The 18,262-nt window shown below is 70.2% G+C and carries 18 protein-coding genes and 1 pseudogene; 13 read left to right on the plus strand and 6 right to left on the minus strand.

The window, feature by feature from the left end; translation table 11 throughout:
- Positions 1 to 23 precede the first annotated feature (23 nt).
- Positions 24 to 254: pseudogene (locus ABZU99_RS03735) on the plus strand (transcriptional regulator); the annotation flags it as partial.
- A gap of 67 nt (positions 255 to 321) precedes the next feature.
- Here ABZU99_RS03735 and cutA read toward each other — a convergent pair.
- Positions 322 to 648 carry a divalent-cation tolerance protein CutA gene (gene cutA, locus ABZU99_RS03740; protein ID WP_356050150.1) on the minus strand — a complete coding sequence of 109 codons (327 nt, stop codon included), beginning with the start codon at positions 646 to 648 and terminating at the stop codon, positions 322 to 324.
- Between the two features lie 851 nt (positions 649 to 1,499).
- Here cutA and ABZU99_RS03745 point away from each other — a divergent pair.
- From ABZU99_RS03745 to ABZU99_RS03775, 7 genes are all read left to right on the plus strand, one after another.
- Positions 1,500 to 1,811, plus strand: coding sequence for a helix-turn-helix domain-containing protein (locus ABZU99_RS03745; protein WP_356050151.1), 312 nt, complete (start codon positions 1,500 to 1,502; stop codon positions 1,809 to 1,811).
- Between the two features lie 49 nt (positions 1,812 to 1,860).
- Positions 1,861 to 3,129 (plus strand): site-specific integrase, encoded by a 1,269-nt coding sequence (locus tag ABZU99_RS03750; RefSeq protein ID WP_356050167.1) that lies wholly within the window; start codon positions 1,861 to 1,863, stop codon positions 3,127 to 3,129.
- Between the two features lie 76 nt (positions 3,130 to 3,205).
- A complete protein-coding gene (locus ABZU99_RS03755; RefSeq protein ID WP_356050152.1) occupies positions 3,206 to 4,030 on the plus strand; it encodes a HipA family kinase in 825 nt (274 codons plus the stop codon).
- Positions 4,027 to 4,422 carry a DUF3037 domain-containing protein gene (locus ABZU99_RS03760; RefSeq protein WP_355951751.1) on the plus strand — a complete coding sequence of 132 codons (396 nt, stop codon included), beginning with the start codon at positions 4,027 to 4,029 and terminating at the stop codon, positions 4,420 to 4,422. The genes ABZU99_RS03755 and ABZU99_RS03760 overlap by 4 nt, the downstream gene beginning before the upstream one ends.
- Before the next feature lie 142 nt (positions 4,423 to 4,564).
- Positions 4,565 to 5,326 carry a 3-oxoacyl-ACP reductase FabG gene (gene fabG, locus ABZU99_RS03765; protein ID WP_355951754.1) on the plus strand — a complete coding sequence of 254 codons (762 nt, stop codon included), beginning with the start codon at positions 4,565 to 4,567 and terminating at the stop codon, positions 5,324 to 5,326.
- Between the two features lie 18 nt (positions 5,327 to 5,344).
- Entirely contained in the window at positions 5,345 to 6,106 is a 762-nt protein-coding gene (locus ABZU99_RS03770; RefSeq protein WP_355951756.1) for an SDR family oxidoreductase, read from the plus strand.
- A 167-nt stretch (positions 6,107 to 6,273) separates the two neighbouring features.
- The gene (locus ABZU99_RS03775; protein WP_355951759.1) at positions 6,274 to 6,954 is read left to right on the plus strand and encodes a uracil-DNA glycosylase; all 681 of its coding nucleotides are present in this window, start codon (positions 6,274 to 6,276) and stop codon (positions 6,952 to 6,954) included.
- 11 nt (positions 6,955 to 6,965) lie between these two features.
- Here the strand turns inward: ABZU99_RS03775 and ABZU99_RS03780 are convergent, their stop codons facing one another.
- Entirely contained in the window at positions 6,966 to 7,370 is a 405-nt protein-coding gene (locus ABZU99_RS03780) for a DUF3224 domain-containing protein (protein WP_355951762.1), read from the minus strand.
- Between the two features lie 86 nt (positions 7,371 to 7,456).
- On the opposite strand from ABZU99_RS03780, the gene ABZU99_RS03785 reads away from it, so the two are divergent.
- Complete coding sequence (locus ABZU99_RS03785; protein WP_356050153.1) at positions 7,457 to 8,446, plus strand: WYL domain-containing protein; 990 nt, start codon at positions 7,457 to 7,459, stop codon at positions 8,444 to 8,446.
- Between the two features lie 80 nt (positions 8,447 to 8,526).
- Positions 8,527 to 8,994, plus strand: a complete 468-nt coding sequence (locus ABZU99_RS03790; RefSeq protein ID WP_355951768.1) for a hypothetical protein — start codon at positions 8,527 to 8,529, stop codon at positions 8,992 to 8,994.
- Positions 8,995 to 9,101: 107 nt separating this feature from the next.
- Here the strand turns inward: ABZU99_RS03790 and ABZU99_RS03795 are convergent, their stop codons facing one another.
- Both ABZU99_RS03795 and ABZU99_RS03800 read right to left on the minus strand, forming a co-directional pair.
- A complete protein-coding gene (locus ABZU99_RS03795; RefSeq protein WP_356050154.1) occupies positions 9,102 to 9,716 on the minus strand; it encodes a GPP34 family phosphoprotein in 615 nt (204 codons plus the stop codon).
- A gap of 345 nt (positions 9,717 to 10,061) precedes the next feature.
- The gene (locus tag ABZU99_RS03800; RefSeq protein ID WP_356050155.1) at positions 10,062 to 10,568 is read right to left on the minus strand and encodes a DinB family protein; all 507 of its coding nucleotides are present in this window, start codon (positions 10,566 to 10,568) and stop codon (positions 10,062 to 10,064) included.
- A 332-nt stretch (positions 10,569 to 10,900) separates the two neighbouring features.
- Between ABZU99_RS03800 and ABZU99_RS03805 the strand changes: the two genes are divergently transcribed.
- A complete protein-coding gene (locus tag ABZU99_RS03805) occupies positions 10,901 to 11,818 on the plus strand; it encodes a Gfo/Idh/MocA family oxidoreductase (RefSeq protein ID WP_355951775.1) in 918 nt (305 codons plus the stop codon).
- Here ABZU99_RS03805 and lnt read toward each other — a convergent pair.
- Positions 11,796 to 13,322: an apolipoprotein N-acyltransferase gene (gene lnt, locus ABZU99_RS03810; RefSeq protein ID WP_356050156.1), complete on the minus strand. Its 1,527-nt coding sequence runs from the start codon at positions 13,320 to 13,322 to the stop codon at positions 11,796 to 11,798. The two genes, ABZU99_RS03805 and lnt, sit on opposite strands and share 23 nt — an antisense overlap.
- 86 nt (positions 13,323 to 13,408) lie before the next feature.
- A complete protein-coding gene (locus tag ABZU99_RS03815; protein ID WP_356050157.1) occupies positions 13,409 to 15,850 on the minus strand; it encodes a SpoIIE family protein phosphatase in 2,442 nt (813 codons plus the stop codon).
- 157 nt (positions 15,851 to 16,007) lie between these two features.
- Between ABZU99_RS03815 and ABZU99_RS03820 the strand changes: the two genes are divergently transcribed.
- Together ABZU99_RS03820 and ABZU99_RS03825 are read left to right on the plus strand one after the other, a co-directional pair.
- Positions 16,008 to 16,733, plus strand: coding sequence for a FadR/GntR family transcriptional regulator (locus tag ABZU99_RS03820; protein ID WP_355951783.1), 726 nt, complete (start codon positions 16,008 to 16,010; stop codon positions 16,731 to 16,733).
- A 33-nt stretch (positions 16,734 to 16,766) separates the two neighbouring features.
- Positions 16,767 to 18,224 carry an amino acid permease gene (locus ABZU99_RS03825; protein ID WP_355951786.1) on the plus strand — a complete coding sequence of 486 codons (1,458 nt, stop codon included), beginning with the start codon at positions 16,767 to 16,769 and terminating at the stop codon, positions 18,222 to 18,224.
- The last annotated feature ends 38 nt before the right edge of the window (positions 18,225 to 18,262 follow it).

Here is an 18,262-nt window from a genome sequence, read left to right on the forward strand (position 1 = left end):
GCCTCGCACCAAGTGAAATAGCGAGGCTAGGGGACGAACTACCGGACGGGGGCGTGGTGGTTCTCGGCGATCTCGCTTCGGCCTTACTGCGTGGAGGCGACGTCGACCAAGGCGTCTACGTGTCACGCCAATTCGCTACGGCGGCACAGGCCAAGCCCAACACGATGGGCAAGGAGCGCGCAGAGACTATCGCAGCTTCGCTCCCCGACAGAGAGCGAGAACTCGCCGTCTATCTGCGGCAGTGCGCATCCTGAGCCCCCTCCGGCGGTACGCGGCAAACCCCGGGACGCGAATGCTGTCGTACGTCCGGCCCGTCGCTCCTCAGCCCTGTGCCGTCTCCTCGACAACCCAGGACAGGTACGCCTCCGACCCGCCGGTCACGCGCAGTGTGATCCATTGGGGGACGTCATACGGGTGCCTCTCGTGCAGCCACGCTTCCAGCGCCGGTAGACGGTCCGTCGTAGTCATGTACGAGATCCGCCACTCCTGCGCCGCCTCGACCTTCCCCTTCCACCAGTAGAAGGCGGTGATCGGCGCATCGATGTGAACGCCCGCTGCCAGCTTGCTCTCGACCGCGCCTCGGGCCAGTGCCTTCGCCTGATCCTCGTTGTCGCTGGTCGTCTGCGCGATCACAATCTCGTTGGCCATGCAACTACCTCTCCAGCTCGGGTACCGCGACCCTACCCAGCCGTCCAGGGCACACCGAAAGCCGGTCGCCGGCCGTGAAGGTGAGTTGGGCTCGACCACGACGTGGATCAGTCAGACGGCAGCGTGTCAATCGGGGTTGCGCGTCGCTTCGGCACTGCAGTGGCAGGTCCACTCATCAACGAGGTGGTGCGGCTGCATGATGCAGGCGTCGGCGCATTCCCTGCGCCTCCATAAGTCCACGACAGGAGGACTTCATGCGGGCCGCCGACGGGCATTCGCTCACGGCAGACGAGAAATAGGACGACAGGACTGGATACCTCCGCCGGGACCATGTCAACGTACAACGTCCCCGAAAACACCAGGCCAGGATGCGTAGATACTCCACTGCGGCCCGGGTTGCGAAATATCTCGGAATCCTGCACAGCGTGTGACTGCCTTGCTGGCATGGCCCCTACTTGGGAGGTTCGCCTGTCTGACCCCGCTATTCGATCCGCTCGCTTCACGTCACCCGCTCTCTTTGTCCTCGGCGCACTGAACGCCTGGTATGGCCAGGCGGCGGGCGACTATGGTGCCGTCTCCACCGGGCGCGTACGCACTGCCGGCCTCTTTGGCGAGGACTTGCTGCAATGCGGCTACCGCCGCGATAGGGCCGTCCTCGCACATGCTGCGGTGCACCCGGAGCTGCAACTCGGCGTGTGGCCCCGTGCCATCGGGGTTTCTGAGCGTTTCGTGGTGCGGAAACTCGGGGGCGTGACTGGCAGCGCGGGACAAGCCTCTCTTGCGGAGCGCGAGCGCAACATAGGCCACGATCGCCGGTTAGCCAAACCGTTGATCGTGGTGACCATTACTCCATGCCTGCACGATCGCTGCTCCCTCCATCTGCCGCACCCGCTCCTGCTGGCGCCGCCGGCGCCGCATTCCTCAACGTCAAGGATGCCGCCGAGTATCTCGGCCTTTCACCGCACACGCTCTACGTCTGGCGGCACCGGCGGCAGGGGCCGCCGAGCTTCCGCATGGGTCCTCGCGGTCGCGTCATGTACCGCCGAGAAGCCGTCGACGCCTGGATCCGTGAACAGGAGCAGGCCGACTCCCGCTCCAACGCCGTCCTGAGCCCGCTGAGCGCCACTCCTCAGCAACGGCCCATTCGAATCCCCAACGCCTGACGCTCCCACGCCTCAGAGCGCCGTTTCCCCCTCGACAAGGAGTATCACCCTGGCCGGCTACATCGAAGATCGTTGGATCAAGAAGAAGAAGGACCCGATAACCGGGCAGAGGGAAAGAACCGCTCGCTACGGCAAGGGGAAGCGGTACAAGGTCGCCGGTATCCCCGGAGTCCGGGATCGCTCCTTCGACACGTTGGAGGACGCCAAGGCGTGGCTTCGTCGAGCAGCCACGGACGAAGAGCGGGGCGAGTTTGTGGACCCGCGCGACGGATCCATAACACTTGCCGACTACATTGCGATGCACTGGGCGCCGGGCAGGGGCGGAGTTCCGAAGACCCAAGACAACCAGGAGCGGAGAGCGCGCCTTCACATCATTCCGCACCTGGGTCAACTCCCCCTCAGGAACATCACGGCGGCGGATCTGCGCGCTTACATAGCCAAGTTGCAGTCAACCGTCTCCTCGGTCGACTACCAGCGCGGCATTCTGTCCGAGCTCTCCTCCATTCTGGAAGCGGCTGTTGACGACAAGCGGCTGGCCAGGAACCCCATGCACGCGAAGTCCGTGCGGTGGCCGAAGGCGCCGCAAGAGCGACGCGACGCGTGGCGATTGGAGACGGCGCTGCGAGTTCGCGACGTCATCAGTCCACGAAACCGGATAGCCGTCGTAGTCGGCCTGGGATGCGGGCTCCGTCAGGGCGAGGTGTTTGGGCTGAGCCCGGAGGACATCGACTACGCGCGAGGCGTTCTGCACGTCCGCCGCCAAATCCAGGTGATCCGTGGAAGGTTGTACTTTGCACTGCCGAAAGGGAAGAAGACACGTACCGTCGACATGCCCACCTCAGTAACCGAGGAGTTGAAGCGTCATGTCGAAGCGTTCCCACCGGTGGAAGTGGAGCTTCCGTGGGGGAAGCCGGAGGGTCAGGCGAGGAAGTTCTCGCTGCTGCTCACCACACGATTCGGCAACGCTATCGCGGTGAACACGTGGAACACCTACACCTGGAAGCCCGCGCTGGCAGAGGCCGGCATCATCCCACCGCGCGCCGAGAGAGCGAAACCCTGGCAGTGGGCGGCGGCCCCGAAGGACGGCTTCCATGTGCTGCGGCACACCTATGCCTCGCTCATGCTGGAGGCTGGAGAGTCCGTCGTGACCTTGGCGCGGTGGCTCGGGCACTCCTCGCCCGCGATCACCCTCGGTTACTATGCTCATTTCATGCCGGAGGCCGGAAGCAAGGGGCGCATCGCCATCGACGGACTGCTGGGGGAGCGGGGAGATCGGGATGCCAGCCGAAACTCCCCAGATTCTCCCCAGGCCCGTTGACGGGTGATTCCCGCTGTTACGCCCCTCCAGGGTTGACCGTGGATTGCAAGGCTGAAGAGATGGGTGGCCTGGGAATATGCTGAATGAGGTCACCGCGACCCGCTACGTCACGCCCCTGCGTGAAGGCGGATCGCTCCCCGGCATCGTCGAGGCCGACGATCTCGGTACGTACGTCATGAAGTTCACCGGCGCCGGGCAGGGCCGCAAGACCCTGGTCGCCGAGGTCATCTGCGGCCGGCTGGGCCGCCGGCTGGGGCTGCGGATCCCTGATCTCGTACGGATGCAGCTGGACCCGGTGATCGGCCGGAGCGAGCCGGACCACGAGGTGCAGGAGCTGCTCAAGGCCAGCGGCGGGCTCAACCTGGGCATGGACTATCTGCCCGGCTCGCTCGGCTTCGACCCGCTCGCCTTCGAGGTGGGCTCGGCGGAGGCCGGGCGCGTGGTGTGGTTCGACGCGCTCATCGGCAATGTGGACCGCTCCTGGCGCAACCCCAATCTGCTGGTCTGGCACGGACGGCTGTGGCTCATCGACCACGGCGCCACGATGATCTGGCACCACAACTGGAGCGGGGTGGGAACCGCCGCCGCCAAGCCGTACGACGCCTCCGACCACGTCCTGGCGACCTTCGCGCCGGACATCGCCGCGGCGTCCGAGGAGCTGGCGCCGCGGATCACCGAGGAGCTGCTGACCGAGGTCGTGGCCGACGTCCCCGACGAGTGGCTGATCGACGAGCCCGGTTTCGAGAGCCCGGACGCGCTGCGCCGCGCCTATGTCGAGGTGCTGCTGGAGCGCGCGGCGACGGTCGGTGACCGTATTACGGTCGGCGAGCGCACCAAGGACGGGCCGTCGCGGGCGCCGGAGTGGCTGCGGGTGTGGGTCGACGGAAAGGCGGCGAAATGAGCGGGGCGACCATGGACCGGGATGTCTTCGAGTACGCCGTCGTACGGGTGGTGCCCCGGGTGGAGCGCGGTGAGCAGATCAACGCGGGCGTCGTCGTCTACTGCCGTGCGAAGTCGTTCGTGGCGGCCCGGATCCATCTGGACGAGCACCGGCTGCTGGCGCTCGACCCCTCGGTGGACGTGGCGGGCGTCCGGGCCGCGCTGCGCGCGGTGGAGGGCGTCTGCCGCGGGGGCGAGCGGGCCGGGCAGGCGGCGGGAGACGACGCGGGACGGCGCTTCCGCTGGCTGGTCGCGCCGCGCTCCACGATCATCCAGCCGGGTCCGGTGCACACGGGGCTGACGTCTGACGCGGAGGCGGAGCTCGAGCGGTTGCTCGAGCTGCTGGTGCGCTGACGGGCAGGGTGAGCAACCGCATCACAGCAGGTCGTTGACAGGCGGTGGCGGGCCTCATAGCGTCTCGTCGCAGAAGCGACTAAGCGGTTGCTCACCACCGGGACCGGGGTGGTGAGCCGCTATCGAGGCGAGGAGAACCCGCATGTCCACCACCGAGCAGCGCGTTGCCATCGTGACGGGCGCGGCCCGCGGCATCGGCGCGGCGACCGCCGTGCGTCTGGCCGAGGAGGGACGCGCCGTCGCCGTGCTCGACCTCGACGAGGGGTCCTGTGCGGGCACCGTGGAGAAGATCACCGCGGCGGGCGGCAAGGCCATCGCCGTGGGCTGCGATGTGTCCGACGCCAAGCAGGTCGAGGCCGCGGTCGCACGGGTCGCCGAAGAGCTCGGCGCGCCGACGATCCTGGTCAACAACGCGGGCGTGCTCCGCGACAACCTGCTCTTCAAGATGAGCGAGGCCGACTGGGACACCGTGATGAACGTGCATCTGCGGGGCGCGTTCCTGATGTCGCGTGCCTGCCAGAAGCACATGGTGGACGCGGAGTTCGGCCGTATCGTCAACCTCTCCAGCAGCTCCGCGCTCGGCAACCGCGGCCAGGTCAACTACTCCGCCGCCAAGGCCGGTATGCAGGGCTTCACCAAGACCCTCGCCATCGAGCTCGGCAAGTTCGGCATCACCGCCAACGCCGTGGCTCCCGGCTTCATCGCGACCGACATGACCGCCTCGACCGCCGAGCGCGTCGGCGTGGGCTTCGAGGACTTCCAGCAGGCGGCCGCGGGCCAGATCCCGGTGCGGCGCGTGGGACAGCCCGAGGACGTCGCGGGCGCCATCGCCTTCTTCACCGGCGAGGGCGCCGGGTTCATTTCCGGCCAGGTCATGTATGTGGCCGGCGGCCCGCTCAACTGATCAGGAGCGACACACCACATGACCGCAGGGATTCAGGACAGCGGCAAGGCCGCGCTTGTCACCGGGGCGAGCCGCGGCATCGGATACGGCATCGCCGAGGCGCTGGTGGCGCGCGGCGACCGGGTGTGCATCACCGGGCGCAACGAGGAAGCGCTCAAGGAGGCCGTCGAGCGGCTCGGCGCCGACCGGGTGATCGGCGTCCCGGGCAAGGCCCATGACGAGGCGCACCAGGCGGTCGCCGTCGAGCGCGCGATGGAGACGTTCGGGCGGGTCGACTACCTCGTCAACAACGCCGGCACGAACCCGGTCTTCGGGCCCATCGCCGACCTCGACCTCGGCGTGATCCGCAAGGTGTTCGAGACCAATGTCGTCTCGGCGCTCGGCTTCGCCCAGCAGACCTGGAAGGCCTGGCAGAAGGAGAACGGCGGCGCGATTCTCAACATCGCCTCGGTCGCCGGGCTCTCGACCTCACCCTTCATAGCGGCGTACGGGGTGAGCAAGGCGGCCATGATCAACCTCACCGCGCAGCTCGCCCATGAGTTCGCGCCGGGTGTGCGGGTCAACGCCATCGCCCCTGCCGTGGTGAAGACCAAGTTCGCGACCGCCCTGTACGAGGGACGCGAGGCCGAGGCCGCCGCGGCGTATCCGCTGAAGCGGCTCGGGATGCCGGAGGACATCGGGGGCGCGGCGGCCTTCCTCACCTCCGACCAAGCGGCGTGGATCACCGGCCAGACGCTGGTGGTCGACGGCGGGATCTTCCTCAACGCCGGGGTCGCCTGAGCGAGCCGGTCCCCTCCGGGGGTGCCGTCGTGCGCGCTCCGACGGCCGGGATCCTCGGGCGGCCCCGATCCGATCCGGATCGGGGCCACCCGAGCGAATACGCCGTTGTCGGTGGGCGCCGGTAGGTTCTGTGCCTGTAGACGGATCACCTACCGGAGGTTGTTGACGTGCCCTACGTGCTGCCCGAGTCCTGGCGCGGGGTCCTCGGCGAGGAGCTGGAGAAGCCCTATTTCAAGGAGCTCACCGAGTTCGTCGAGGAGGAGCGGGCCAAGGGTCCCGTCCACCCGCCGCACGAGGAGGTCTTCGCCGCCCTGGAGGCCACCCCGTACGACCAGGTGAAGGTGTTGATCCTCGGGCAGGACCCGTACCACGGCGAAGGGCAGGGGCACGGCCTGTGCTTCTCCGTGCGGCCGGGCGTCAAGACTCCACCGTCGCTGCGGAACATCTACAAGGAGATGCACGCCGAGCTCGGCCATCCGGTGCCCGACAACGGCTATCTGATGCCCTGGGCCCGGCAGGGTGTGCTGCTGCTCAACGCGGTGCTGACGGTCCGGGGCGGCGAGGCCAACTCCCATAAGAGCAAGGGATGGGAGAAGTTCACCGACGCGGTGATCCGCGCCGTCGCCTCGCGCCCCGACCCGGCCGTCTTCGTGCTGTGGGGCAACTACGCCCAGAAGAAGCTGCCGCTGATCGACGAGGGGCGGCATGCGGTGGTGAAGGGGGCGCACCCCTCCCCGCTGTCGGCGAAGAAGTTCTTCGGCTCGCGCCCCTTCACCCAGATCGACGAGGCGGTCAAGGCCCAGGGGCACACCCCGATCGACTGGCGGATCCCCAACCTCGGCTCCTGACCGCGATCCCGCTACAGGTCGTAGCCGAAGCTGTAGGGGACGGCCTGTTCGCCCCGCACCGCGACGAAGGTGCCCGATCCGGTGAGCCCGGCCAGCCCGCCGGTGCCGGATCCGGGCACCACCTCGAAGGAACAGCGGACCGTGCCGTCCTCGCCCCAGGTGCAGCGCTGCTCGACGGCGAAGCTTCCGGTTCGGCCGTCGAGGGTGCCGGTCAGCAGCTCGTAGCCGCAGCAGACGCCGGTCTTCTCGGTGAGGTAGCTGATGGCGTACTCACAGCTGGTCTCCGCCGCCTCGATGCCCCCGGAGAAGGTGTTGGTGACGGTGGCGCGGGCCAGCTTCGGGCCCTCCCCGGCCTGCCCGACGACTGTCTCCTCCCAGTTGGCGTAGGTGAAGGTGCCCGTGGTGTGCGTGGTCATGGTGCGTCCTTGTCTAGGGGGCCAAGCGCTGATGAGAGCACTCTGGCCGCCGTACCTGACATCCTTTGTCAGGTACGGCGGCCAGAATGGACCGCATGCGCGCAGACCGCCTTCTCTCGCTGCTCCTACTGCTCCAGAACCGGGGCCGGATGACCGCGCCGGAGATCGCCGCGGAGCTGGAGGTCTCGGTCCGTACCGTCTACCGCGACGTCGAGGCGCTGAGCGCGTCCGGCGTGCCCGTGTACGCCGACCGCGGTCCGGCCGGCGGCTACCGGCTGCTCGACGGCTACCGCACCCGGCTCACCGGGCTCACCGGCGACGAGGCCGACTCCCTCTTCCTCGCCGGAATGCCGGGTCTCGCCGCCCAGCTGGGGCTGGGCGCCGATCTCACCACGGCCCAGCTCAAGCTGCGGGCCGCGCTTCCGGCGGAGCTGGGCGAGCGGTCGCGCCGCATCCAGAAGCGCTTCCACCTCGACGCGCCCGGCTGGTTCCGGGACGCCGAGCCGGTGCCGCATCTCGCGCAGGCCGCCGAGGCCGTCTGGCAGCGGAGGGTCCTGCGGGTGCACTACCGACGCTGGCGCGGTGAGGTGCGGCGGGAGCTGCACGCACTGGGCCTCGTCCTCAAGGGCGGCATCTGGTATCTGGTGGCGCGTGCGGAGGACACCGTGCGCAGCTACCGGGTCTCCCGGATCCTCGCCGCCGAGCTGCTGGAGGAGGTCTTCGAGCGGCCGGCCGGATTCGACCTCGCCGCCTACTGGCAGGAGTCGTCCCGGCGGCTGGAGTCCTCGCGCTACCGGGGCGAGGCCGAGCTGCTGCTCTCCGCGCGCGGGCTGAAGCTGCTGCCGATGCAGTTCGGCACGGCCGGCGCGGTGGCGGCGGCCGGGGCGGACCCACCCGACGCCGAGGGACGGGTGCGCGTGGTGCTCCCCGTGGAGTCGCTGTCCATCGCCGTCCACGACATGCTCCGGCTGGGCACGGACGCCGAGGTGGTCGGGCCGCCCGAGCTGCGGGCGGCCGTCGCCCGCGCGGTGACCGAACTGGCGCACCGGTACGGGCCGCCGGCCACGCCCGGCTGAACCCCGACACGCCGAGGGAGGCGGGTCCAGCGGTTAGCGTCGTCCAAGCGAAGAAGCGCAGCAGCGGGCGGGAGGTCGCGATGGCGCGAGTGCGGCGGGAGACGCCGGACGGCGGCGACGCCGTGCTGATCCGGATCGGGCAGGCGGTCATGCTGCACCGGGGCGGCGACCGGGAGGAGGCGCGCAATCGGTTCGCCGTGCTCTGGCAGGAGATCGAGCACGGTGGCGACCCCTATCACCGCTGCGCCCTCGCCCACTACATGGCCGACACCCAGGACGATCCGGCCGACGAGCTGATGTGGGACCTGCTGGCCCTCGCGGCGGCCGACGGGCTCACCGGCGCCTTGGAGGTGCGCGCGTTCTACCCCGCCCTGCACCTCAATGTGGCCGCCGACTATGTGAAGCTCGGCCAGGAGGAGGCGGCGCGCATCCAGCTGGCCCTGGCGCGGGCGAGCGCCGACGCACTCGGCGACGATCCGTACGGCGACGGGGTGCGGGCCGCCATCGGGCGGCTGACGCTGCGTCTGGAGGGAGCCGAGGGCTACTGAGCGGATGCGGTGAGGTTCGCCGCTGATCCCTCGCCGTTCGGCCTGGCCGAGGGGATGGACGTCGAGAAGGATCAGCACTTGACTTCGCCGTAACCGCTTAGAGCGTCTCAGTATCCGCGTCGCACGTTGTTCAGGGCCGCCTCGTCGCGCCTGTGGGCCCGCCGTTGCCGTTCCACCGCCAATTCCAGCAACGCGCCATCGACGGCGGTGAGCACCGTCGCCGCCGCCTCGTCGGCCACCTGCGGGGCGTCCTCGGCCGGTTTGTCGCTGATGCCGACCTCCGCGGCGAGGGTGGAGAGGACGGGCTCATCGGAGGCCCAGCGGTTCGCCGCCTGGCGGCGGGCGGGCGTATCGACCAGCACCAGCTCCGTGGTGCGGAAGACCACCCAGCGGCGGTGGTGCTGCCGGACGAGCTGCCCCTCCGCCTCGAGGTCGGACAGATACGTCGCGGGCAGGCCGCGGCCTCTGCGCCACAGCCAGTCGCCGACCGACTCGTACGGCGCTTCCCGGACGAACGACGACGCGGCTTCCTCCAACAGGTGATCGGCGAGCGTCGGCTGGGGGCCGGGCAGGATCCGATCGCCCTCCAGGCCGATGACTTCGGCACGCAGGAGGTCGACCGCCTCGGCTCCCGCGAGGGCGAGCGACAGATCGCCTCGCTCGACCGGGCGTGTGGACGCCATATCCATGGCGATGATCAACAGATCTCGCGGTGTGGTCATGCCTGGCTCCATGTCGAAGGACCCGCCGCCCGCCGGACAGGGGAGAGAGGAGGGCGGGCGGAGACGACGAGCCGGGTGCGCGGGCCCTATGTTCAGCGTGCGGCGTCGGCCGGGCGCGCGCATCCGGAACGGGCCGGGCCCCGCCGCGCCCGGACGGGGCCGCGCGGCCTCGCCGCCCTCCGACGACGGCGCGGCCGGGCCGTTCGAGGAGGGCGGTGAGGCTCTCGCGGCCGGTCCGGCGGTCCTAAGCGGTTACGGCGAAGTCAAGTGCTGATCCTTCTCGGCGTCCAAGCCCTCGGCCAGGCCGAACGGCGAGGGATCAGCGGCCAACTTCACCGTATCCGCTTAGTCGCCCGTGACGCCGTCGATCCGCTCGCGGATGAGGTCGGCGTGGCCGTTGTGGCGGGCGTACTCCTCGATCATGTGGAGGTATATCCAGCGCAGGTTGTAGTCGCCACGGCCGGGGCGGGTGACGATGTCGTCCAGGGAGCGGCCCGCCGCCGCCTCCTTGGCCTTGGCGATCTCGGCGCGCCAGAGGGCGTACGAGCTTTCCATGGTGTCCCCGTCGGTGACGTGGAAATCCCCGTCCGGGTCCTCGTCGCTGTACCAGATCGGCGGTACGTCCTCCTGGGCGAGCACCCGCCGGAACCAGGCGCGCTCGACCTCGGCCATATGCCGTACCAGCCCGAGCAGGGTCAGCTCGGACGGGGGCGCGGAGGCCTCGCGCAGCTGCTTGTCGTCGAGCCCCTCGCACTTGACGGCCAGGGTCGCGCGGTGGAAGTCAAGCCACTCCTCCAGGCTGGTGCGCTCATCGGCGGTGCGGGACACTTCGCGGCGTTCTGTTGTCGTCATGGCGGTCATCATGGCCGTCCGGCCACCGGGCCCGCCAGGCATTAACCGCCCGGCATATCGCGCAGCAGCTCCCCGAATCCGGTGCGCAGCGCAGCGCACCGCGGCGATCGCCGTCTTCAGCCGCTTCGGCCCCGGCCTGGTTCTCCGGGGCTTCGACGGCATGGCCGACTGGCAGCCGCCCACCGGGCCCCTCACCGCGCGGCCGAACCGGCCCGCACAGCCACTCCGCCGAGGCGGGCCCGGGGCAGGCAGGGGGAGCGGCTCAGGCGCCGCGCCCCGGTCGTAGGATCGGCACCCATCCACGCGGGCGAAGCGAATCGGGAGGCATCATCGTGAGGGTCGGCTGCATCGGTCTCGGCGACATCGCGCAGAAGGCGTATCTGCCCGTACTCATGGCCCGGCCGGGTCTTGAGCCGCATCTGCTCACCCGCCGCCCCGCCACCCTCCAGCGGGTCGCCGACACCTACCGCCTCCCAGGCGCCCAGCGCCACGCCGACCTCGACTCGCTGCTGGCCGCCGGTCTCGACGCCGCCTTCGTGCACGCCCCCACCGCCGTTCACGCCGAGCTCGTCACCCGGCTGATCGAGGCCGGGGTGCCGACGTATGTGGACAAGCCGCTCTCGTACCACCTCGGCGACAGTGAGCGGATCGTGCGGCTGGCCGAGGAGCGGGGGGTGGGGCTGATGGTCGGCTTCAACCGGCGTTACGCCCCCGGGTACGCGCAGTGTCTGGACCATCCGCGCGATCTGATCCTCATACAGAAGAATCGCGTCGGCCTCGCCGAGGATCCGCGCACGCTCGTCCTGGACGACTTCATCCATGTCGTCGACACGCTGCGCTTCCTCGCGCCCGGTCCGGTCGACCACATCGACGTCCGCGCCCGGATCCGCGACGGCCTCGTGCACCACGTCGTCCTTCAGCTGTCCGGCGACGGGTTCACCGCGCTCGGTGTGATGAACCGGATGAGCGGCTCCGCCGAGGAGGTGCTGGAGGTCTCGGGGCAGGACACCAAGCGGCAGGTGGTGAATCTCGCCGAGGTCGTCGACCACAAGGGACAGCCGAGCGTGCGGCGGCGCGGCGACTGGGTCCCGGTCGCCCGGCAGCGCGGGATGGAGCAGATCACCGACGCCTTCCTGGACGCCGTGCGCTCCGGCACCCGGCTCAGCGCCGAGGACGCGCTGCGCACGCACGAGCTGTGCGAGCGGGTCATCAAGGACGCGCTGGAGTTCAGCGGCCCGACGGCCGTCTGAGCACGCGGACGCCCCAGGCCGCACAGAAGGCGGCGAGCGCGGCCAGCGCCCCGTAGACGGGCCAGGGCCCCAGCCGGACGTATGGGCTCGTGCCCTCGCCCAGCGGCACCGTATAGACGGTGGCCGCGCTGGTGTCGGTGGACATCCGGGGGCCCACCGGCTCGCCGCGCGGCCCGTGGACGGCGCTCACCCCGGTCAGCGTGGCGTGCACCATCGGCCGCCAGGTCTCGGCGGCGCGCAGCGCGGCCAGCGAGGCGTGCTGCGTGGGCGCCCAGCTGTCCTGGAACGTCGAGGTCGCGGACTGGACGACCAGCACCTGCGCCCCGTCCCGGGTCAGCGCGCGGCTCATGTCCGGGAAGGCGGACTCGAAGCACACCAGCGGCCCGACCCGAAGCCCGCCCGGCAGCCGCATCACCACCTGCTCCGTGCCGCGGTGGCGGTCCTCGCCCGCCGCCTTGCCCACCGAGGTGGCCCAGCCCAGCAGCGGCCGGGCCGGGATGTACTCGCCGAAGGGCACCAGCCGCATCTTGTCGTAGCGCTGGCCGGTCGGGCCGTGCGGGCTGATCAGTACCGAGCTCTTGTAGATCCCCGGCCGTTCGCCGCGCCGCGCGTCCACGTTCACCAGCAGATCGGCGCCCACCGTCCGGGACAGCTCGGCCAGCCGGCGGCTCAGCGCGGGCTTCGCGGTCAGATCCGCGCCGACGCTGCTCTCGCCCCACACCACGAGGTCCAGGTGGCGCCCGGCCAGCTGCCGGGTGAGCTCCGCACTGCGCTCGAGGCGGGGTCCGGGACCCTGGATCACCCCCGGCTGCACCACCGCGATCCGCGCCGTACCGGTCTCCTTCGCGACCGGCACCCACGCCCACACCCCGGCCGCCGCGGCGGCGACGGCCGTGATCCCGGCGAGCGCCACCGTACGGGCCCCGTCCACCGCGATCAGCACGGCCAGCGCGACGTTCACCATCACCAGCAGCGCGCCCAGCAGCCAGACGCCGCCCACCGACGCCAGCCGCAGCGCCGGCTCCACCTGCCACTGGCTCGCGCCGAGGAGCCCCCAGGGCCCGCCCAGGTACTGCCAGGACCGTACGAGCTCGGCGAGCAGCCAGGCGGACGGCAGCAGCACCAGCGCCGCGGCGACCCGGCCCGGCCCCGGCCGCCCGTGCAGCAGCCGGTGCGTCAGCCAGCCCCACGGCACCCACACCAGCCCCAGCAGCGCGGCCAGGACCACGATGAACACATGCAGGCTCGGCATCAGCCAGTGGTGCACCGCCAGCAGAAATCCGGCTCCGCCCAGCCAGCCGTCCAGCGCGGCCCGGCGGCCGGTGGGCGCCGAGCGCGCCAGCAGCAGCCATGGCACCAGGGCGCCGTAGGCCCACCACCACAGCGACGGCTCGGGAAACGCGAGCGCGGGCAGCGCGCCCGCCAGCACCGCGACACCGCCGCGCCACCACGGGGAGGCGAGCCGAATCCGCCACCGGTCCCCGCCGCCGACCGACCTCCGCACGCCGGATGCCCCCCTCCTCTTGGCATATGACCAGTGTGGGGGAGTGAGGCGATCATGAACAGGGCGCGGACGCGCCGCAGTGTGTCTCATACCGGTGCCGGAAGGTCTTGCTCGGCCCAGATGAGCTTGCCGCCCTCGGTGTAGCGGGTCCCCCAGCGGCGGGTCAGCTGCGCGACCAGGAACAGCCCGCGTCCGCCCTCGTCGGTGGTACGGGCGTGGCGCAGCCGCGGAGAGGTGCTGCTGGCGTCGCTGACCTCACAGATCAGCATGGAGTGCCGGATCAGCCGCAGCCGGATCGGGCCCGTGCCGTGGCGGATGGCATTGGTGATCAGCTCGCTGACGATCAGCTCCGTGGTCATCACCAGCTCGTCAAGGCCCCACTCGGCGAGCTGGTGGACCGCCAGGGACCGGGCGTGGGCCACGACCGCCGGGTCGAAGGGCAGGTCCCACGAGGCCACATGGCCGGTGCCCAGTGCGTGCGTACGTGCCAGCAGCAGGGCCACATCGTCGGACTGCGGCGCGGTCAGCAGGGTGTCGATGATGCTGGAGCACAGCTCCTCGAGCGGAAGGACGGCCTGCGCGAGGGCGCGGCTGAGCCGCCCGAGCCCGACGTCGATGTCCTGGTCGCAGGTCTCGATCAGCCCGTTGGTGTAGAGGGCGATCAGGCTTCCGGCGGGCAGCTCCAGCTCCGCCGACTCGAACGGCAGCGACCCGAGGCCGAGCGGGGGCCCGGCGGGCAGCGGAGGGAAGAAGACGTCGCCGTCGGGGTGCGTGATCGCGGGGGCGGGATGCCCCGCCCGGGCCATCGTGCACCGCCGGGTGACCGGGTCGTAGACCGCGTACAGACAGGTGGCGCCCGGCACCGCCGCGGTCGCGCCCTCCTGGCCGGCCTCCTCCTCGGTGAGCCGGATGACCAGGTCGTCCAGGTGGGCCAGCAACTCCTCGGGGGGCAGATCCAGATCGGCGAGGGTGTGGACGGCGGTCCGCAGCCGCCCCATGGTGGCCGCCGCGTGGATGCCGCGTCCCACGACATCGCCGACCACCAGCGCCACCCGGGCCCCGGACAGCGGGATCACATCGAACCAGTCGCCGCCGACCCCGTTCCGCGTGTCCGTGGGCAGGTAGCGCGAGGCCACATCGAGGGCCTGGCCGCCGGTCAGGGTGTGGGGGAGCAGACTGCGCTGGAGCGTCAGCGCCGCGGTGTGCTCCCGGGTGTAACGGCGTGCGTTGTCCACGCACAGCGCGGCCCGCGCGACCAGCTCCTCGGCGAGCAGCAGATCGTCCTCCTCGAACGGGTCCGGATGGCGGGAGCGGACGAACGAGGCCACGCCCAGGATGGCGCCGCGCGCGCAGATCGGGACCACCATCAAGGAGCGCATCCCGAATTCGTGCACCTTCCGCGTCCGGGCCGGGTCGTCGCCGCTCCAGGCGGCCATGGAGGCGTCCAGCTCCGGGTCGAGCACGGCCTCCCCGCCGAGGAAGCTGCACGAGAAGGGCGACCCGGGGGAGACGGCGACCCGGTCGCCGGCGGCCGCGATGGACTCCGGGCAGCCCTCGTGGATGGATGCCTGACCCGCGCGCCGGAACGGTGGGAGGGTCCGGGTCCGCGGCGTCGACGGCTCCTCGCCGCGCAGGATGGACTCCAGCAGGTCGACGGTGACGAAGTCGGCCAGCCGCGGCACCCCGAACTCGGCCAGTTCCTGTGCGGTGCGCATGACGTCCAAAGTGGAGCCGATCTGCTCGCTGGACTCGCTGAGCAGGGCCAGCCGCTCCCGCGCCCGCCACCGGTCGGTGACGTCCATGGCCATGTAGCACACGCCCACGGCGTGGCCCTCGGCGCTGTCCAGGCGGAAGAAGGAGGTCGAGTACGCGTGCTCATGGTGGGGGTCTGCCGGGGTCCAGCCCCGGTACTCGTAGTCGATCAACGGCTTGCCGGTCTTCAGGACCCGCCGCATCCGCGCTTCGAGCGCCTCGGTGTCCAGGCCGGGCAGGCAGTCCGCCATCCGGCGCCCCAGCCGCCGCTCGCGCGGCACGCCGCTGTAGCGCTCCAGCGTGTCATTGATCCATACGTACCGCAGATCCGGGCTCAGTACGGCGATGCCGATCGGCGACCGGGTGAGGAACGCCTTGAGCAGCGAGCCGCTGAGCACCCAGCTCGGGATGGCCTCCATGTCGACCCCGGAGACCAGCCAGCCGACGTCGCCGCCCGGCTCTCGCGCCGAGGAGATCCGCAGCCTCGCCTCCACCCGGTGGCCGTCCCGGTGCCGGATCGCCTGATGCCCGCCCCAACTGCCGTGCACCCGGCACTCTTCCGCGATGACCGCCGCCTTCGCCGCGTCGTCGGGTGACGCCAGCAGGATCGAGGCCGGCCGCTTCATCACCTCGGCCGCCGGATAGCCGAGCAGGCTCTCCGCCGCGGCCGTCCAGCCCACGATGGTCCCCGTGGCGTCGATCAGCGCCGTTGCCGCATCGGCCATGTCGAATGGGACGTGCGCCTCGGTCGGCGCGATTCCCTCGGAGATGGCCATCGCACCCGTCCCATCCGCGGATACATTCCCCGTTCATCATATGACTCCCGGGCCTCCGAGGTGGTGAGGCACATCGGCACCAGGGGCGGGGCGCGCTCCGCTGACCTAGGCATTTGGACCCTTGACAGAGCTCCGGTGGACGGCTGAGGATCGGCGCGTGAACTTGTCAGACAGCCAGACAGGTGGTTACCCCCGGCGCGTCAGCGCGATGGAAGCGGTTCTCACCCACCTCCGGAGCGCGATCGAGCGCGGTGACTACGCGGTGGGGGACAAACTCCCCTCCGAGGCGGAGCTGTGCCGTCGGCTGGAGGTGAGCCGGCCGGTGCTCCGCGAGGCCCTGCGAGCCCTGCAGACCATGGGGCTGACCGCCTCGCGCACCGGAAAGGGCACATTCGTCATCTCCAGCGGGCCGGTGGAGGACCCCACCTTCGGCGACTACGCGGCCAGTGACCTGATGGAGGTGCGCAGGCACATCGAGATCCCGGTGGCCGGCTACGCGGCGCTGCGCCGCTCGGCCGAGGACCTTGACCACCTCAACCATCTGCTGGTGCGGATGGAGCAGGAGGCCGACACCACGGCATGGGTGGCGATGGACACGCTGTTCCATCTCGCCGTCGCCCAGGCCGCGCAGAATCCGGTCTTCCGCAGGGTCATCGAGGAGATCCGCGATGCCCTGGCCCGGCAGTCGGCCTTCCTCAATGAACTCGGTGGCCGCCGTGAGCAGTCGAACCGGGAACACCGGACGATCGTCGAGGCGCTCGCCGACGGGTCCGAACACGACGCGGTGGAGGCGATGACGCACCACCTCGAACGTGTCGAGGCCACCTTGACCTCCATCGTGCGGCCTGCCCCGGCGGACGTTCGTACTGACATACCGAAGTAAGACGGACATAACCAAGTGAGGCGGACAGCAGGCGTGAGCGAGCAGTCCCTCCGGCAAGAAATACGTCAGCAGCCCCAGGCCGAGCGGCACCGGCATGTGGACGCGGGCGACGCCGGCTACAGCAAGTCCCTCAAGGCCCGGCATGTCAACATGATCGCCATCGGCGGCGCGATCGGCACCGGTCTCTTCCTCGGCGCCGGCGGGCGGCTGAAGGATGCCGGGCCCTCGCTGGCCCTGGCGTACGCGATCTGCGGTGTCTTCGCCTTCCTGGTGGTGCGGGCCCTCGGCGAGCTGGTGCTGCACCGGCCGTCCTCCGGCGCCTTCGTCAGCTACGCCCGTGAGTTCCTCGGCGAGAAGGGCGCCTTCGTCGCCGGCTGGATGTACTTCCTCAACTGGGCCACCACCGGTATCGCCGACATCACGGCGGTCGCGACCTATACGCACTACTGGGGGATGTTCACCGAGATCCCGCAGTGGGTGATCGCCCTCATCGCGCTCGCCGTCGTGCTCTCGGTCAATCTCATCTCCGTGAAGATCTTCGGCGAGCTGGAGTTCTGGTTCGCGATCATCAAGGTCGGCGCCCTCGTCGTCTTCATGGCGATCGGCATCTTCCTGCTGGTCAGCCGCGAGCCGGTGGCAGGCCACGCCACCGGGCCCAGCCTCCTCACGGACCACGGCGGGGTGTTCCCGCACGGCGCGCTGCCGATGCTGCTGGTCATCCAGGGTGTCGTCTTCGCCTACGCCTCCGTGGAGCTCGTCGGCGTCACCGCGGGCGAGACCGAGCAGCCCGAGAAGATCATGCCCAAGGCGATCAACTCCATCATGTGGCGGGTCGCCGTCTTCTATGTCGGCTCCGTGGTGCTGCTCTCGATGCTGCTGCCTTCCGGCTCCTACTCGGGCGACCAGAGCCCCTTCGTCACCGTGCTGTCCAAGATCGGGGTGCCGGCGGCCGGCGGGGTGATGAACCTCGTCGTGCTGACCGCCGCGATGTCCAGCCTCAACTCGGGCCTCTACTCCACCGGGCGGATCCTGCGCTCGATGGCGATGTCCGGCTCCGCGCCCAAGTTCACCGGCACGATGAGCCGCACCCACGTCCCCTACGGCGGCATCTTCCTCACCGCCTTCTTCTGTGTGCTGGGCGTGGCCCTCAACTATGTGGTGCCGAGCGAGGCGTTCGAGATCGTCCTCAACTTCGCGGCCCTCGGCATCCTGTCCACCTGGGGCGTGATCATGCTCTGTCATCTGCGCTTCTGGCAGCGCGCCCAGGCCGGCGAGGTCTCCCGGCCGGGCTACCGGCTCCCCGGCTCCCCGTACACCGAGATCGTCACCCTGGGCTTCCTCGCCTCGGTCCTGGCCCTGATGTGGGCCGACGGCGGGCCCAGCCGGCTCACCGTCATGGCGCTTCCGGCGATCATGGTGGCCCTGGTCGTCGGCTGGTTCTGCGTACGCGGCCGGATGAACACCGCCGATGGCCGGATGAACGCCTCCTGATGAACCGTTTCTCCTCGCGCCTCACCGACCAGGCACCC

It is taken from the genome of Streptomyces sp. NPDC005266, assembly GCF_040607655.1.
Classification (GTDB): domain Bacteria; phylum Actinomycetota; class Actinomycetes; order Streptomycetales; family Streptomycetaceae; genus Streptomyces.